The organism is Streptomyces sp. NPDC102279 (assembly GCF_044766365.1).
Classification (GTDB): Bacteria; Actinomycetota; Actinomycetes; order Streptomycetales; family Streptomycetaceae; genus Streptomyces.
On the sequence record NZ_JBIWLU010000010.1, the window covers coordinates 286,437 to 301,703 of the forward strand.

Below are 15,267 nucleotides of genomic sequence, written 5' to 3' on the forward strand. Positions count from 1 at the left end.
GGACCCGACGCGTGAGGCCGATCGAGGCACCCGTCGGAGACCTTGCCCACCAGCCACGGTCGACACCCGCACCCGCTGGGCGCCTTGCCCGGCGCCTTCGATCGACGCCCGCACTCGCTAAGGGTGTTGCCCGGCGCCCCCGGTCGCCCCCCCACCTGCCGGGGGCTTTGCCCGACGGGCGTGAACGACGTCAGTGCCTCCCGGGCCGGTCTCCACGGCACTCCCTACACGCTGTACCCCCCGTCCACCCCCAGCGCCTGGCCGGTGATGAAGCCCGCGCGGTCCGAGGCCAGGAAAGCGACCGCTTCGGCGATGTCGGTGGCGGTGCCGAAGCGGCGCAGGGGGATGTTGCGGCGGGTGATCTCCAGCGCGGCGTCGTCGAGTTCGCCGGAGCTGATCAGACGGGCGGCGATGCCGTCGGTCAGCATGCCGGGGGCGACGCAGTTGACGCGGACGCCGTAGCGGCCCTCCTCGGCGGCGAGCGCGCGGGCGACCGCCTCGACGGCGCCCTTGGTGCCCGAGGAGAGTCCGTCGCGGACGGGAAACCGGCGCGTGGCCACCGTGGTGACCGCGACGACACTGCCCCGGCTCTCCCGCAACAGGGGTAGCGCGGGGTGTACGAGGTTGAAGAACGCCCCTGCCTCGGCGTCGAGTTGGGCGCGGTACTCGCTCGGCGCGACCCGGCTCAGATGCACCATGGGAACGTGTGGTCCCGCCGCGTGGACGAGGGTGTGCAGACCACCGAGCGTGACGGCGGTCTCGGACACGGCGGCGGCCACGGCCCGTTCCTCCGTCAGATCGAGCCGCAAGGGCCGGACCCGGCACCCGAGTCCGGCGACCTCCTCGGTGAGTGCGTCCGCCGCCGCCCGGCTCGAGCGGTACGTGAACACCACGTCGCTGCCCCGCTCGGCGAGCGTCCGCACGATCGCCGAGCCGATGCCCCCGGTGCCGCCCGCGACGAACGCGACACCCTTGCGCTGCGAGAAATCCGATGTCCCGGCCATCACGGTCCCCAGGGGTTCGGCGATGTTTGATTTTCACGACCTCGCTGCTCCCGGCACGGTGCCGGACGCCGCCCGTCCGCGAACGGCCTTGCGGCGACGGGGTATTCCAGCACGGAGCGCCTCCGACGAACAGAGGCACGGCGCCGGAGGAACAGGCGCGGAACGCGTGAACCGGGTCGCGGACCGTGTCGCTGTTGGGCCGAACGGGTGACCATGCGTAAGAATTGCCCGGTGCAGACTACGAGTGCGAGCCAGGACGGGGTGGATCGATGAACAGCCACGACGTCACCGATGAACAGTGGAGAGGGCTCGCCCAGGTCGTTCCGTTGCGTGGCCGGGACGCCTGGCCCTCCTCGGTCGGACACCGGTCGATCCCCGAGGCGCCGACGGAGGCGCGGCGCCGCTTCGTGGTCCTCAGGGTCAACGTCTTCGCGGACGCCCGCGACGTGGCCGAGACCCTCATGGCCGGCATCCCGGTCCTCCTCGACCTGACCGGCGCGGAGAGCGAAGTCGCCAAGCGGGTCCTCGACTTCAGTACGGGCGTGGTGTTCGGCCTCGCGAGCGGCATGCACCGCGTCGACCGGAACGTGTTCCTGCTGACCCCGCCGGGAACCGAGGTGCGCGGACTGATGAAGGAGGCGGGGGTCCCCGGGGTCTGACGCCGCGCCGCCGGGCCGTGCGACGGTGCCCCACGGTATCCGCGACGGGGGACCGGCGACCGGCACCGTGACCGGGTGCCGCCCCCTGCCCTCTGCGGGTTCACCCCGCGACCGTGGTGAACTCACCCCAGGCCCGGGCGAACGGGGCCGGCGGTCCGGTGAACCCGCCCCACGAACCGGTGGATTCGTCCCCCGATCGTAGGAAGGTTCACCTAGTGGAACGGTTCGTCCGGTGACGGAGGCATACCGTCCGCATATGACCCTGTCCACGCCGGAAGCGCCCATGGCGGCGCAGGCGCGCCCCGACCGACCCGGCCTCACCGAGCTGCGCCTCGCGGCCTTCGCCACCCATCGCCGCGTCCGGTTCCCCCTCGGACCGCTCACCCTCGTCACCGGCCCGAGCGGCAGCGGCAAGACGGCCGCCCTGCGGGCCTACGAGGCACTGGCCCGGCTCGGTGGCGGCGCCGAACTCCGGGAGGTGTTCCCCGACCCGGTCGCCTGTGTGCCCGAGCGGGCCAGGCCCGATGCCCAGCAGCGCCGAGGCTTCCGCATCGGCTGCACGGTGGACGGCCCCGAAGGACCGGTCCGCCTCGACGTCGCCGTCCAGGCCGAACCCGAACTGCGCATCGTGGGCGAGCGGTTGTCGGCCGGCGGGCAGACCCTGCTGGAGACCGCGCTGCGTGACCCGGGCCGCCCGTCCGTGCAGGCGGCCTGGCACACCGGGGGATCGTCCGCCGTGACCCGCGGGCCGCTCCCCGACGACCGGCTCGGCACCGCCCTGCTGCCGTTGCGCGTCGCGGGCCGCACCGCGGGTGAGTGCCAGGTCCTCGCCGCCGCCGAGCAGATGGTGCTCGCGCTGCGCTCCGTCTACGCCTGCGACCCGAGCCCGCACGCGATGCGCGTCCCCGCGCCGCTGGGCACGGGACGCCTGCTGCGGAACTGCGGCAACCTCGCCGAAGTGCTGTGGCGTACGAGGTCGGAATGCGGCCACCGGTACGCCCACCTGGTCGCCGCCGTCCGTACCGGCTGCGCCGGGACCGTCACCGACGTCCTCGCGGAGGTGGTCGGCGACGGCCGGGTCCAGGGGCTCCTCGACCGCGGCGACGGCGCCCGTACGCCGCTGGGGCTGCTCGGTGACGGCGAGTTGCGGTATCTCGCGCTGGCCCTCGTCCTGCTCACCGGGCCCGGGGTCCTGGAGGTCGACCCGGCGGGTGAGGTGCCGGCGGCGTTCCAGTCGTTGACGGTGCTCGCCGACGGGCTCGACCGCGGGCTGGACGCACGGCAGACCGGCGAACTGGTGCGGCTGGCGCAGCGGATGCGCGAGCGGGGCCACATCCGGCTGGTGGCCGCGCTGAGTGACGGTGCCCCGGCGTTCGGGGCGGCCGGGGCGACGGTGGTAGACCTGACGCCGTGAGTGAACTGGACGTAGCGACACTGCAGCGCAGGCTGGCCGACTTCGCGGCCGCCCGGAACTGGCAGCCGTACCACACCCCGAAGAACCTGGTCGCCGCCCTGAGTGTGGAGGCCTCCGAACTCGTCGAGATCTTCCAGTGGTTGACCCCGGAGGAGTCGGCCCGCGTCATGGACGACGCGGACCGCGCGCACCGCGTCCGTGACGAGGTGGCCGACGTCCTCGCCTATCTGCTGCAGTTCTGCGAGGTGATGGGCGTCGATCCGCTCGCCGCGCTCGACGCGAAGATCGACCGCAACGAGCTCAGGTTCCCGGCTCCCGGGGGCTCCTGACGGGAGCGGAGGACGTCCGCGGGATCACCCCAAAGGAGACTGTCACTCTCCGGAGTCGTACAGCCGTCAACTCTCAACTCCGTGTCCACAGATTTCGGGCTTCCTCTGGCTTTTCGTCTCAAGGGACTTCACTCTGGGTAGTGAACCAGTGAGTTCGGGCGGACGCGTGCGAACGCGTCGCGACAGACGGGGGCAGCGCATGGAAGCGGTGCGGCTCATCGTGACGAGCAGACGGGCCCTGGCGGAGAGCGGGGACACCCCGGAGGTGATGGCCGAGGCGTGGCAGGCGCATTCACTGGCGCAGGCGATCGGCAGCCGGTTCGCGGTCTCCGGTCCGCCGGAACTCCGGGGTGAGGCCCTGGGGTTGACGGAGCTGGCGGGCCGTGGCTGCGGGGTCCTGGGCGCTCCGGCGCTCGGCCTCGGCGCCTTACGTGCCGCCCAGCTCACCGAGTTGGGCGATCCGCGCGATGCGCTCCTCTGTCTGGGCCGACTCCTGGGCGAGGTCGGAATGGCCCTGGTCGGCGTCGCCTGCGCGGCGGACGACGAGGGGACGTACTGGCAGTGCATGGAGGCGATCGACGCGGCGGACGAGTCCCGGGACCGCGTCCTGGAGATGCTCAGGCGCCTCGCGGTCCGGGACGAGAAACGCGTGGTGGAACGGGGTTCGGCCACGGGGTAGCCATGCGGCGTGCATCCGGCCCCGGGGGCGGGAGGACGCGAGCGACGGGACGAAGGGCCGTGGAGCAGCGACGCGTGGCCTGGACGAAATGTCCTGGACGAAGGGACGGGGACGGGTGAGCCCCGTCCGCGAGGTCGGTTCGTCAGGCGTTCCCGGGTTCGGGCGCACGGGCGGGCCGTGGTGCCGACAGGTCCGCGTCCAGTTGGGAGAGGTCCGCGTTCAGTGCCGCCATCAGTTCCTCCATCTGCTGGAGCAGCCCCTTCGGCTGGGCGAACGAGCCCTGTTGGGGCACGGTTTCCTGAGTCACGACGGCCTCCTCGGCCCTCGCGACGGGAGGGCCACTGGCGAGGGTCACGCCCCGGCGACCGCCGGCGACGGGGGCCGGGCGGTCCGGCTCCGCCCGAGCCAACGATCACCGTCGACCCGGGTCACTGGCGTGGCACCGCACCGCGGCCGGGACTGACTGATTTTCACCCACCCGTGGACAAGGACACCGACGTTGCGTCGGTGATTGCCGCACGGGCGACCGGGATTGACCCGATCCGTCGCGGCTCCGACGGAGCCGGCGGGAACCCGGCAGGACCGCCGCGGTCCGGCCGGAGCGGGGCGCGTGCCGCTCGACGGCCCGACCGTGCGGCGTGATGTCCCGGTCAGCCGAGCGCCGGCATCACCTCGGCCGCGATCAACTCCAGCTGGTCCAGGTCGTCGAGGTCGAGGATCTGGAGATACATCCGCTGCGAACCCACCGCCTGGTACTGGGCGATCCGCTCGACCACCTCGGCGGGAGAACCCGCGAGCCCGTTCGCCTTCAGCTCGTCGACGTCACGGCCGATCGCGTCCGCGCGCCGCTTCACCTCGCTGTCGGTGCGGCCGACACAGGCCACGAGGGCGTTGGAGTAGACGAGTTCGTCGGCCTTGCGCCCGGCCTGCTGCACCGCCGCGCGCACCCGGCCGAACTGCTGCTCCGAGTCCGCCACGGACGCGAACGGGATGTTGAACTCGTCTGCGTAGCGCGCCGCCAGAGCCGGCGTGCGCTTGGCCCCGTGGCCGCCGATCAGTACGGGCACCTTCGACTGCGTGGGCTTGGGCAGCGCGGGCGAGTCCTTCAGCTGGTAGTACGTGCCGTCGAAGCTGAACTGTTCCCCGACGGGCGTGCCCCACAACCCGGTGACGACGGCGAGTTGCTCCTCCAGCCGGCCGAACTTCTCCTTAGGGAAGGGAATTCCGTAGGCCGCGTGCTCGGCCTCGTACCAGCCGGCCCCCAGGCCGAGTTCCACGCGGCCGCCCGACATCTGGTCGACCTGCGCGACCTGGATGGCGAGGACGCCGGGAAGACGGAAGGTGCCCGCGGTCATCAGCGTGCCCAGACGGATGCTGCTCGTCTCACGGGCGATGCCGGCCAGGGTGATCCAGGCGTCCGTGGGGCCGGGGAGGCCGTCGGCGGAGCCCATGCGCAGATAGTGATCGGAGCGGAAGAAGGCGCCGTAGTGGAGGTCTTCGGCGGCCTTGGCCACGCGAAGCAGCGTGTCGTAGGTCGCGCCCTGCTGCGGTTCTGTGAAGACTCGAAGATCCATGTATCCATCATGCACCGGTCACATCAGGCGTCCCGTGCCGAACCGCTGTCCCCTCCGCCCCGATCGTTCGCCCCCATCGCCCCGTCGGGTCGTTTGCCGAAGCGGCAACATCGCTCGCGAGGGCGGGGGCGCTCCACGAGGATCGGAAGCGATCTTGGCGCAGCGCCCCCGTACCCGGTACCCGGCGCCCGCACCAGCAGGACCGAGGCCCGTGGAGGACTCATGCAGCAGCAGATTCCGGACGTCACGCACCGGGTGGTTCCCGGACCCGCGGGCCGGCTCCATCTCGTCGAGCAGGGCGAGGGGCCGCTGGTCCTGCTCGTGCACGGCTTCCCGGAGTTCTGGTACTCGTGGCGCCATCAGCTGCCGGTCCTGGCCGCGGCCGGGTACCGGGCGGTCGCCGTCGACGTGCGCGGTTACGGCCGCTCGTCCCGGCCCGAGGCGGTCGAGGCGTACCGGATGCCCCACCTGGTCGAGGACAACGTGGCCGTCGTGCGGGCGCTGGGCGAGCGGCACGCGGTGATCGTCGGCCACGACTGGGGAGCGAACATCGCGGCCGGATCCGCGCTGCTGCGCCCCGACGTGTTCCGGGCCGTGGGGCTGCTCAGCGTCCCCTACGCGCCGCGGGGCGGCCCGCGTCCCTCCGAGATCTTCGCGGGCATGGGCGGCGAGGAGGAGTTCTACGTCTCCCGCTTCCAGCGTCCCGGCCGCGCGGAGGCGGAGATCGAGCCGGACGTACGCGGCTGGCTCGCGGGCTTCTACGCCGCCATGTCCGGCGACACGATGCCCACGCCCGGCGCGCCCGACCCGCACTTCGCCGCACCCGGCGGCACGCTCCGGGACCGTTTCCCGGCCGATGTCCGGCCCGGCTGGCTCGGTGCGGAGGAACTCGACGTCTACGCGGCCGAGTTCGAGCGCACCGGACTGACCGGGGCGCTCAACCGCTACCGCAACATGGACCGGGACTGGGAGGACCTCGCCGACCACGACGGTGCCCCGATCACCCAGCCCTCGCTGTTCATCGGCGGCGCCCTCGACGCCTCCACCACATGGATGGCCGACGCCGTCGAGGCCTTCCCCGTCACGCTGCCGGGCCTCGTCTCCTCGCATGTCCTCGACGGCTGCGGCCACTGGATCCAGCAGGAGCGCCCTGAGGAGACGGGCCGGCTGCTGACCGAGTGGCTCGGCGTGATCGGTCGCGGCACCCCGTAGCGGCCCGGGCCGCACGGGGGGTTACCGCTGCTCGGCGAGCTGCGGGTACAGGGCGCTGAGGTCGCCCGAGAGCCCCGCCTTTACCTGCCGGGTCACCGCGTCGGCGAGGACCTCGTGGGCGTCCGCCTCGATGCCGTCGAGAGCCTCCGCCACGACGCTGTGCGCCGAGACCTTGGGCACGTCGAGGCCCGCGGTCAGATCGGTGTCGACGTAGCCGACGTGCAGCCCGGTGACCTTGATGCCACGCGGCCGGAGTTCCAGGCGCAGCGCGTTGCTCTGCGACCACAGGGCGGCCTTGGAGGCGCTGTAGCCGTCGGTGCCGGGGACCGTCATCCACGACAGCACCGAGTGGACGGTCAGGATGTGTCCGCCGCCGTTGCGCTCCAGGACCGGGACGAATGCCCGGGTGGTGAGCAGGGGGCCGAAGAAGTTGATGTCGAACTCGCGCCGCACGTCCTCGACGGGGGAGTCGAGGAAGGACGTCCGTCCCGATCCGCCCGCGTTGTTGATCAGGATCGTGACGTCCTGGGCGCGCTCGGCGGCGGCCGCGACCGACGCGGGGTCGGTGACCTCCAGCGCCAGCGCCACCGCGTCGGGGTGGGTGACCGACTTCGGGTCGCGGGCGGTCGCGTACACCTTGGCGGCGCCCCGCTCGTAGAGGGACTCCACGAATGCCTTGCCGATGCCGCGGCTGCCACCGGTCACGAGTACCACGGAACCTTCGATGCTGGTCATGAGCTTTCCCCTTTCGGAAACCGATCGGTTTCCCTCGTCTCCGGGAACTGTAAACCGATCGGTTTCCGAAAAGCAACAGGAAGCCGTAGGCTGTCCCCATGACACAGGCGACACCGACCGTGACCGGGGCCTCCTCGACCGCTGCCTCCACGACCCGGGACCGACTGCTCGACGCCGCGGCCGGGCTCTTCTACCGCGAGGGGGTCGGCATCGGCGTCGAGGCGCTGTGCCGCGAGGCCGGGGTCTCCAAGCGCTCGATGTACCAGCTGTTCGGCAGCAAGGACGAGGTGCTGGCGGCGAGCCTGGAGCGCAGCGCGCCGGCCCACCAGGCGTTCCTGGTGCCCGGCGCCGACGACCGCTCGCCGCGGGCACGCATCCTGCACGTCTTCGAGCGCCTGGAGGAGCTCGCCGACCGCCCTGGCTTCCTCGGCTGCCCCTTCGTGTCCGTCACCGCCGAGCTGAAGGCACCGGACCACCCCGCGAGCCTGGTCGCCCGCCGGTGCAAGGAAACCCTGACCGACTTCTTCGAGGAGGAGGCGCAGCGCGGCGGTGCCGACGACCCCGCGCTGCTCGCCCGGCAGCTGACCGTCACCTTCGACGGATCCGGCGTCCGCGCCGTCATGCAGGGCCGGGGGCTCGACGGCCTCGCCGTCACCATGGCCGGCACCCTCCTCGACGCCGCGGGCGTCGGCGACGGGAACGAGGCCGTACCGCGGTCCTCCGGCACCTCCGGCTGACCCCCGTCACCCACCCCCGGCAGCACGAAAAAACCCGAGCCCACCTGGGACGGCGGCGGTACGTTGTGGGGGCGCGCCGAGACCAGGCGTCGCCCCCGCGGCCGACCGCGGCGCGGCGTGGCCACCGGCCGCCGGGCCGGGGGAGAGCCCGCGGCGGCGACCCCGAGGCGCGCTCGCCCATCGCTGCGGCCGGGCGGCGCCGGAGAGGTGCGCACTCGTGTGTGCCGATCCGTCGATCCGCAGGGGTTCTCGCAGCTCAGAAGACGTTTCGAGGCAGACGACAGTGTTCCTGACGATCAGTACCACCGGTACCCCAGAGCGCCCAGCGACCGATCTCGGCTTTCTGCTGCACAAGCATCCCGACAAGGCGCAGACGTTCTCGACGTCCTACGGCACGGCCCACGTCCTCTACCCCGAGGCGACCGCCGAGCGGTGCACGGCCGCGCTGCTCCTGGAGGTCGACGCGGTGGCCCTGGTCCGGCGCGGCAAGGGCAAGGGGCGCGGCGGCGCACCCGACGCCGCGCTCGCGCAGTACGTCAACGACCGCCCGTACGCCGCCTCCTCGCTGCTGGCCGTCGCGCTGAGCGCCGTCTTCTCCAGCGCGATGAAGGGCCAGTGCGCCGCCCGGCCCGAACTGCCCGCCGAGGTGCGGCCGTTGCGCGTCGAAGTGCCCGCACTGCCCGCCCGCGGCGGCGCCGACCTCGTCCGCGCACTCTTCGAACCGCTCGGCTGGACCGTGTCGGCCGAGGCCGTCGCGCTGGACGAACAGTTCCCGGAGTGGGGCGACTCCCGCTACGTGCGACTGGAGTTGGAGGCGCGGGGGCTGACGGTCGCCGAGGCGCTGCGCCACCTCTACGTCCTGCTTCCCGTCCTCGACGACGCCAAGCACTACTGGGTGGCGTCCGACGAGGTCGACAAACTGCTGCGCGCGGGCGAGGGCTGGCTGCCCGGCCACCCGGAGCAGAAGCTGATCACCAGCCGCTACCTGTCCCGGCGTTGGTCGCTGACCCGGGAGGCCATGGAACGGCTCGAACTCGTCCGCCTCGCCGAGACCGACGACACCGACGTCGAGGAGATCGACAACGCGGTCGACGAGGAGACCGACACCGAGGAGAAGCCGGTGCCGCTCGCCGTGCTGCGCCGGGATGCGATCCTCGCCGCGCTGCACGCGTCCGGCGCGGGTCGCGTCCTCGACCTCGGCTGCGGTCAGGGCCAGTTGGTGCAGGCACTCCTCAAGGACACCCGGTTCACCGAGATCGTCGGCGTCGACGTGTCGGTGCGCGCGCTCACCATCGCCGCTCGCCGGCTCAAGCTGGACCGCATGGGCGAGCGGCAGGCCGCACGCGTCCAGCTCGTCCAGGGCTCGCTCGCCTACACCGACCGCCGGCTCAAGGGGTACGACGCCGCCGTGCTCAGCGAGGTCATCGAGCACCTCGACCTGCCCCGGCTGCCCGCCCTGGAGTACGCGGTGTTCGGTTCCGCACGCCCCCGGACCGTCCTCGTGACCACCCCGAACGTCGAGTACAACGTCCGCTGGGAGACTCTCCCGGCCGGACACAGTCGGCACGGCGACCACCGCTTCGAATGGACCCGCGAGGAGTTCCGCGGCTGGGCCCGCGCGGTCGCCGAACGGCACGGCTACGCCGTGGAGTTCACCCCCGTCGGGCTCGACGACCCCGAGGTCGGCCCGCCGACCCAGATGGCCGTCTTCACCCTGACCACAGCCACCCCGACCGCGAAGAAGGAGGAGAAGGCGGCATGAGCGACGAGACCTACCAGGGGCGCGTCCTGCCCGTCACCGACCTCTCCCTCGTGGTGCTGGTCGGCGCGTCGGGATCCGGCAAGTCGACCTTCGCACGACGCCACTTCAAGCCGACGGAGATCATCTCCAGCGACTTCTGCCGCGGCCTGGTCGCCGACGACGAGAACGACCAGAGCGCCAGCGGCGAGGCCTTCGACGTCCTGCACTACATCGCGGGCAAGCGCCTCGCGGCCGGCCGCCGGACCGTCGTCGACGCGACCAGCGTCCAGCAGGACAGCCGCCGGCAGCTGATCGAACTCGCCCGCAAGCACGACGTGCTGCCCATCGCGATCGTCCTCGACGTGCCCGAGGAGGTGTGCGCCGAGCGGAACGCCGCACGCACCGACCGCGCCGAGATGCCGCGCCGCGTCATCCAGCGCCACGTCCGCGAACTGCGGCGCTCGCTCAGGCAGTTGGAGCGCGAAGGCTTCCGCAAGGTACACGTCCTGCGCGGCGTCACCGACGTGGAGAACGCCTCGGTGGTGACCGAGAGGCGGTTCAACGACCTGACCCACCTCACCGGCCCCTTCGACATCGTCGGCGACATCCACGGCTGCTCCTCCGAGCTGGAGACCCTGCTCGGCAAGCTCGGCTACGTCGACGGCGTGCACCCGCAGGGCCGCACCGCCGTCTTCGTCGGCGACCTCGTCGACCGCGGACCCGACACCCCCGGCGTGCTGCGCCGCGTGATGTCCATGGTCGGCTCGGGCGACGCCCTGTGCGTCCCCGGCAACCACGAGAACAAGCTCGGCCGTTACCTCAAGGGCCGCAACGTCCAGCACACGCACGGACTCGCCGAGACCATCGAGCAGATGGACGCGCAGAGCGACGAGTTCCGCGCCTCCGTACGGGAGTTCGTCGACGGCCTCGTCAGCCACTACGTCCTCGACGGCGGCGGGCTCGTGGTGTGCCACGCCGGTCTGCCCGAGAAGTACCACGGCCGTACCTCGGGCCGGGTGCGCTCGCACGCGCTGTACGGCGACACCACCGGCGAGACCGACGAATTCGGCCTGCCGGTGCGCTACCCGTGGGCCGAGGACTACCGGGGCCGCGCGGCCGTGGTCTACGGCCACACCCCCGTTCCCACGGCTACCTGGCTCAACAACACCATCTGCCTGGACACCGGCGCCGTGTTCGGCGGCAAGCTGACCGCGCTGCGCTGGCCGGAGCGCGAACTCGTCGACGTACCGGCCGAGCAGGTCTGGTACGAACCGGCCAAGCCGCTCGCGACCGAGGCGCCGGGCGGTCACGAGGGCCGGCCGCTGGACCTCGCGGACGTGTACGGCCGCCGGGCCGTCGAGACCCGGCACGCCGGCCGGGTCGCCGTCCGTGAGGAGAACGCGGCCGCGGCCCTGGAGGTCATGAGCCGCTTCGCCGTGGACCCGCGGCTGCTCCCGTATCTGCCGCCGACCATGGCTCCCACCGCTACCTCGCACGTCGAGGGCTACCTGGAGCACCCCGCCGAGGCCTTCGCCCAGTACAAGGAGGACGGGGTCGACCGGGTCGTGTGCGAGGAGAAGCACATGGGATCGCGGGCGGTGGCCCTGGTCTGCCGGGACGCGGACGCGGCGCGCGAGCGGTTCGGCGTGGACGGTCCCACCGGGTCCCTGTACACCCGTACCGGACGGCCCTTCTTCGACGACGCCGCCGTCACCGAAGAGATCCTCGGCCGGGTGCGCGCCGCCGCTACCGAGGCCGGACTCTGGGAGGAGCTCGACACCGACTGGGTGCTGCTCGACGCCGAGTTGATGCCGTGGTCGCTGAAGGCGTCCGGGCTGCTGCGCAACCAGTACGCGGCCGTCGGCGCCGCGTCCGCAGCGGTGTTCCCGGGTGCGCTGTCCGCACTCGAAGGGGCCGCCGCCCGGGGGATCGACGTCGCGGACCTGCTGACGCGTCAGCGCGAACGAGCCGTGGACGCGGGCGCGTTCACGGAGGCGTACCGGCGTTACTGCTGGACCACGGAGGGCCTCGACGGCGTCCGCCTCGCGCCGTTCCAGATCCTGGCCGTGCGGGGGCGGAGCCTCGCGGCGCTGCCGCACGACGCGCAACTGGCCCTGATCGACCGGCTCGTGGAGCACGACGGCAGCGGACTGCTGCAGACCACCCGGCGGCTCTTCGTCGACACCGGTGACCCGGAGTCGGTGCGGGCCGGCGTCGACTGGTGGCTGGAGATGACCGGCCGGGGCGGCGAGGGCATGGTCGTGAAGCCGGCCGGCGCGCTGGTGCGGAGCGAGAAGGGGCGCCTGGTGCAGCCCGGCATCAAGTGCCGGGGCCGCGAGTACCTGCGGATCATCTACGGTCCGGAGTACATCCGCCCGGAGAACCTGACCCGCCTGCGCGGCCGCTTCCTCAACCACAAGCGGTCCCTGGCCCTCCGTGAGTACGCCCTCGGCCTGGAGGCCCTGGACCGGCTGGCGGAGGGAGAACCCCTCTGGCGCGTCCACGAGGCGGTCTTCGCCACCCTGGCCCTGGAATCAGAACCGGTGGACCCCCGCCTGTAGCGGGTACCGCTCCTTGCCCTCCGCCAGGGGGTGGAGCGTCGTCCGCCGGCCGGTGGGGGCTCACCGCGCAGTTCACCGCGCCCCTCGGCCCGCCTCCGCCGGCCGCCCGACAATGGACCCGGCCGCCGGGTCAAGGGGCTCGGGGAACGGCGCGAGCACCCCTCACCGGCTGCCGGCCATCGACCAGGTGGCCGTCTGGAGGGGGCAGCACAGGCAACGCCGCCCGCCGACGGCCGGCTCAGGGACGCGGGGAACTGCGCGGCCGGCCCCCACCGGTGGTCGGTCGATCATCGACCTGGTCGCCGGGGAGGGGGGGCCCGCTCGGGGGACCGGGACGTGCCGCCCGGGGGCGCGAGGGGCGGCGCGAGCAACCCCCACCGGCGGACGTTCGACCATCCACTTGGGCTCCCGCGGGAGGAGGCCGCCCAGGGGCCCGGGAACCGACCGGGCCGCAGACGAGCAACTCCCGCCCCCGCGAGGGGCACAGGGACCGGGCGGGATCCGGCGAAGTCGGGGGCGGAGAACGCCGCCGGGACCGGTCAGCCCACCAGCCGCAGCCGAACCCCCGCCACCCCCACCCGAACGGTCTGGCCCCACGTCAGTTCCACCGCGTCCCCCTCCATCCCGTCCCCGAACACGATGAGCCGGTCCGACTCGACGGTGAGGCACAGCCGCCCCGCGTCGCTCAGTTCACCGGCCACCAGCGACGTACCGGTGGCCGGCGAGGGCCACGCCTCGCGGACGAACCACAGCAGGCGTCGGTCCGTCCGGCCGGGCAACGCGGGCCCCCCGCCGCGCTCCTGCCACACCGACCGGAGCCACCCGCTCGCACCGGTCCCGGTCCCCACCAGGACCCCGCTGGAGGCCTGGGGCTCGACGGCACCCCCGTACTCGTCGAGCCCCAGCCGATAGCGGGCCGTCTGATGGCCCGCGGCTCCCAGGTAGATCTCGTTGAGGGCGACCAGCCGCTGCGTGTCGTCGGCGACCGCCTCGACCATGGTGAGTTCGTCGGCCGCGCCCGTGAACGCGGAGCCGAGCAGTGCCTTCGCGTCCCCGGGTCGATGCCGCACCAGCACGCCCGGATTGCGCCCCGGGTCGGCGTCGATCCCCACGACCGGCTGGCCCGCCAGGTACTTGGCCACGTTCGCGACCAGCCCGTCCTGTCCGACGACGACCACGACGTCCTCCGGCGCGAACAGGAACCGGTCCAGATCGGCCCGCTCCACCCGCGCCTGACGCCAGGTCAGCGGCACGGCGGCGACCACCTCGGCGAGCGCCGCGCGGGCCCGCCGGTGCCGTTCGGCGACCTCCGTGATGTCCCGGCCGCGCGAGGACAGGAAGAACGCGGCCTGCCCGTGCGTACCGTGCCGGGCCACCAACTCCTCGTACTCGCTGGTGCGATGGACGAGGACCACCCGGGGAGCGAGGCTCACGCCTGCTCTCCGCCGGCTCCGTTGCCCAGCTTGGCGAGCAGCCCGGTCAGCACGTCGGGCGACACCGTGACGCTCTCGATCCGCGGCAGGTTCTCCGCCAGCCGCGTGCCGGTGAGGGCGTGCAGCGTGGCGATGTCCGCATCGCCGTGCACCCGCAGCCAGGCCGCCTGTGCCTCGGCCCGGGCCGCGCCGACCTCGCGCTCCGCCTGTGCCTCGGCCCCCGCCAGCCGCACCTTGCGGCTCGCCTCGGCCTCGGCGAGGCGCAGCGAACGGGTGGCCTCCGCCTCGGCCAGCCGGACGGTACGGGCGGCTTCCGCCCCGGCGCGCACGGCGTCCGCCGCCGCGTGCTCCTCGGCCTCGCGGCGCGCGTTCGTACCGCGCTGGTCGACCAACTGCTCCTCGCGCCGGGCGAGTTCGATCTGGCTGGCGAGTTCGTTCTCGGCGATGGCGCGCTCCCGCTCGACGGCGACCGCCCGGCGTTCGTACGTCGCCTTGTCCGCGTCCTGCTGGATCTGCTCGCGGGCCGGGGTGCGCAGCGCGCGCTCCACCTCGGGTTCCGGGCGCAGCGCGACGACGCGCGCGGCGACCACCTCGATGCCCGTCGCGGGCAGCCGGGGCTCCGCGGCGAGCCCTCCGGCGATCCGCTCCCTGACCGCCGCGACCCCGTCGACCAGGGCGGAGGCCAGTGACGTACGGGCGAGGACGTCGAGCGCGTGCTGCTGGGCCGTCTCGGTCAGCAGCGAGCCCAGCTGTTCGAGCGGGGTGCCGCGCCAGGCGCCCGTGTCGGGGTCGATGGAGAAGTCGAGCCGGGCGGCCGCGAGGGAGGGGTCGCTGATCCGGTACGTGACGGTGGCCTGCACGGCGACGTCCTGGAAGTCGGAGGTCCGGGCGTGGAAGGTCATCGCCAGCTCACGGTCGTCCACCGGGATCTCGGACAGGGCCGCGGTCAGCGAGCGGTACCAGAAGCTGAGGCCCGGGCCGTCGTGCACCAGTTGCCCCGAGCGGTGGTGCCGGACGTGGGCGGTGGGCCCCCCGCGCAGATGGCGCCAGCCAAGACGGCGGGTGATGTCGGCCATGAGTACCCCCTCGGCGCCGGGCGTTCCCGGCGACCTCTCGTTCCTTGTTGTCGTCACTGAGACGATAAGCGGGGGGTGTCTTTATCGTCAAGAGGACGAAATGAATGCGACGC

Annotated in this window: 14 protein-coding genes; 8 read left to right on the forward strand and 6 right to left on the reverse strand. The window is 72.8% G+C overall.

Annotation, left to right across the window (positions count from 1 at the left end; translation table 11 throughout):
* Positions 1-224: 224 nt before the first annotated feature.
* Positions 225-1,004 (reverse strand): SDR family NAD(P)-dependent oxidoreductase, encoded by a 780-nt coding sequence (locus tag ACIRQH_RS26555; RefSeq protein ID WP_388867459.1) that lies wholly within the window; start codon positions 1,002-1,004, stop codon positions 225-227.
* A 269-nt stretch (positions 1,005-1,273) separates the two neighbouring features.
* Between ACIRQH_RS26555 and ACIRQH_RS26560 the strand changes: the two genes are divergently transcribed.
* The 4 genes from ACIRQH_RS26560 to ACIRQH_RS26575 all read left to right on the forward strand — a co-directional run bounded on the left by ACIRQH_RS26560 (position 1,274) and on the right by ACIRQH_RS26575 (position 4,085).
* Positions 1,274-1,663, forward strand: coding sequence for a cell division protein SepF (locus ACIRQH_RS26560; protein WP_358818466.1), 390 nt, complete (start codon positions 1,274-1,276; stop codon positions 1,661-1,663).
* A gap of 256 nt (positions 1,664-1,919) precedes the next feature.
* Positions 1,920-3,077 carry an AAA family ATPase gene (locus tag ACIRQH_RS26565; RefSeq protein WP_404227116.1) on the forward strand — a complete coding sequence of 386 codons (1,158 nt, stop codon included), beginning with the start codon at positions 1,920-1,922 and terminating at the stop codon, positions 3,075-3,077.
* Positions 3,074-3,406 (forward strand): nucleotide pyrophosphohydrolase, encoded by a 333-nt coding sequence (locus tag ACIRQH_RS26570; protein ID WP_358818464.1) that lies wholly within the window; start codon positions 3,074-3,076, stop codon positions 3,404-3,406. The genes ACIRQH_RS26565 and ACIRQH_RS26570 overlap by 4 nt, the downstream gene beginning before the upstream one ends.
* Positions 3,407-3,605: 199 nt before the next feature.
* The gene (locus tag ACIRQH_RS26575) at positions 3,606-4,085 is read left to right on the forward strand and encodes a DUF6099 family protein (RefSeq protein WP_358818463.1); all 480 of its coding nucleotides are present in this window, start codon (positions 3,606-3,608) and stop codon (positions 4,083-4,085) included.
* A 142-nt stretch (positions 4,086-4,227) separates the two neighbouring features.
* Here the strand turns inward: ACIRQH_RS26575 and ACIRQH_RS26580 are convergent, their stop codons facing one another.
* A complete protein-coding gene (locus tag ACIRQH_RS26580) occupies positions 4,228-4,392 on the reverse strand; it encodes a hypothetical protein (RefSeq protein ID WP_404227117.1) in 165 nt (54 codons plus the stop codon).
* A 343-nt stretch (positions 4,393-4,735) separates the two neighbouring features.
* Entirely contained in the window at positions 4,736-5,659 is a 924-nt protein-coding gene (locus ACIRQH_RS26585) for an LLM class F420-dependent oxidoreductase (RefSeq protein ID WP_388867448.1), read from the reverse strand.
* A 222-nt stretch (positions 5,660-5,881) separates the two neighbouring features.
* Here ACIRQH_RS26585 and ACIRQH_RS26590 point away from each other — a divergent pair, with 222 nt between their 5' ends.
* Positions 5,882-6,871, forward strand: coding sequence for an alpha/beta fold hydrolase (locus tag ACIRQH_RS26590; protein ID WP_388867445.1), 990 nt, complete (start codon positions 5,882-5,884; stop codon positions 6,869-6,871).
* A 21-nt stretch (positions 6,872-6,892) separates the two neighbouring features.
* On the opposite strand, the gene ACIRQH_RS26595 is transcribed toward ACIRQH_RS26590, so the two are convergent.
* A complete protein-coding gene (locus ACIRQH_RS26595; RefSeq protein ID WP_388867441.1) occupies positions 6,893-7,606 on the reverse strand; it encodes an SDR family oxidoreductase in 714 nt (237 codons plus the stop codon).
* 98 nt (positions 7,607-7,704) lie between these two features.
* Here ACIRQH_RS26595 and ACIRQH_RS26600 point away from each other — a divergent pair, with 98 nt between their 5' ends.
* The 3 genes from ACIRQH_RS26600 to ACIRQH_RS26610 all read left to right on the forward strand — a co-directional run bounded on the left by ACIRQH_RS26600 (position 7,705) and on the right by ACIRQH_RS26610 (position 12,645).
* Entirely contained in the window at positions 7,705-8,343 is a 639-nt protein-coding gene (locus ACIRQH_RS26600; RefSeq protein WP_388867438.1) for a TetR/AcrR family transcriptional regulator, read from the forward strand.
* Positions 8,344-8,626: 283 nt separating this feature from the next.
* Positions 8,627-10,105 carry a 3' terminal RNA ribose 2'-O-methyltransferase Hen1 gene (locus ACIRQH_RS26605; RefSeq protein ID WP_388867435.1) on the forward strand — a complete coding sequence of 493 codons (1,479 nt, stop codon included), beginning with the start codon at positions 8,627-8,629 and terminating at the stop codon, positions 10,103-10,105.
* The gene (locus tag ACIRQH_RS26610) at positions 10,102-12,645 is read left to right on the forward strand and encodes a polynucleotide kinase-phosphatase (RefSeq protein WP_404227118.1); all 2,544 of its coding nucleotides are present in this window, start codon (positions 10,102-10,104) and stop codon (positions 12,643-12,645) included. Before ACIRQH_RS26605 ends, ACIRQH_RS26610 begins: the two co-directional genes overlap by 4 nt.
* Before the next feature lie 539 nt (positions 12,646-13,184).
* Here the strand turns inward: ACIRQH_RS26610 and ACIRQH_RS26615 are convergent.
* Entirely contained in the window at positions 13,185-14,078 is an 894-nt protein-coding gene (locus ACIRQH_RS26615; RefSeq protein WP_358818456.1) for a hypothetical protein, read from the reverse strand.
* Positions 14,075-15,154 (reverse strand): SPFH domain-containing protein, encoded by a 1,080-nt coding sequence (locus ACIRQH_RS26620; protein WP_358818455.1) that lies wholly within the window; start codon positions 15,152-15,154, stop codon positions 14,075-14,077. Before ACIRQH_RS26620 ends, ACIRQH_RS26615 begins: the two co-directional genes overlap by 4 nt.
* Between the last annotated feature and the right edge of the window lie 113 nt (positions 15,155-15,267).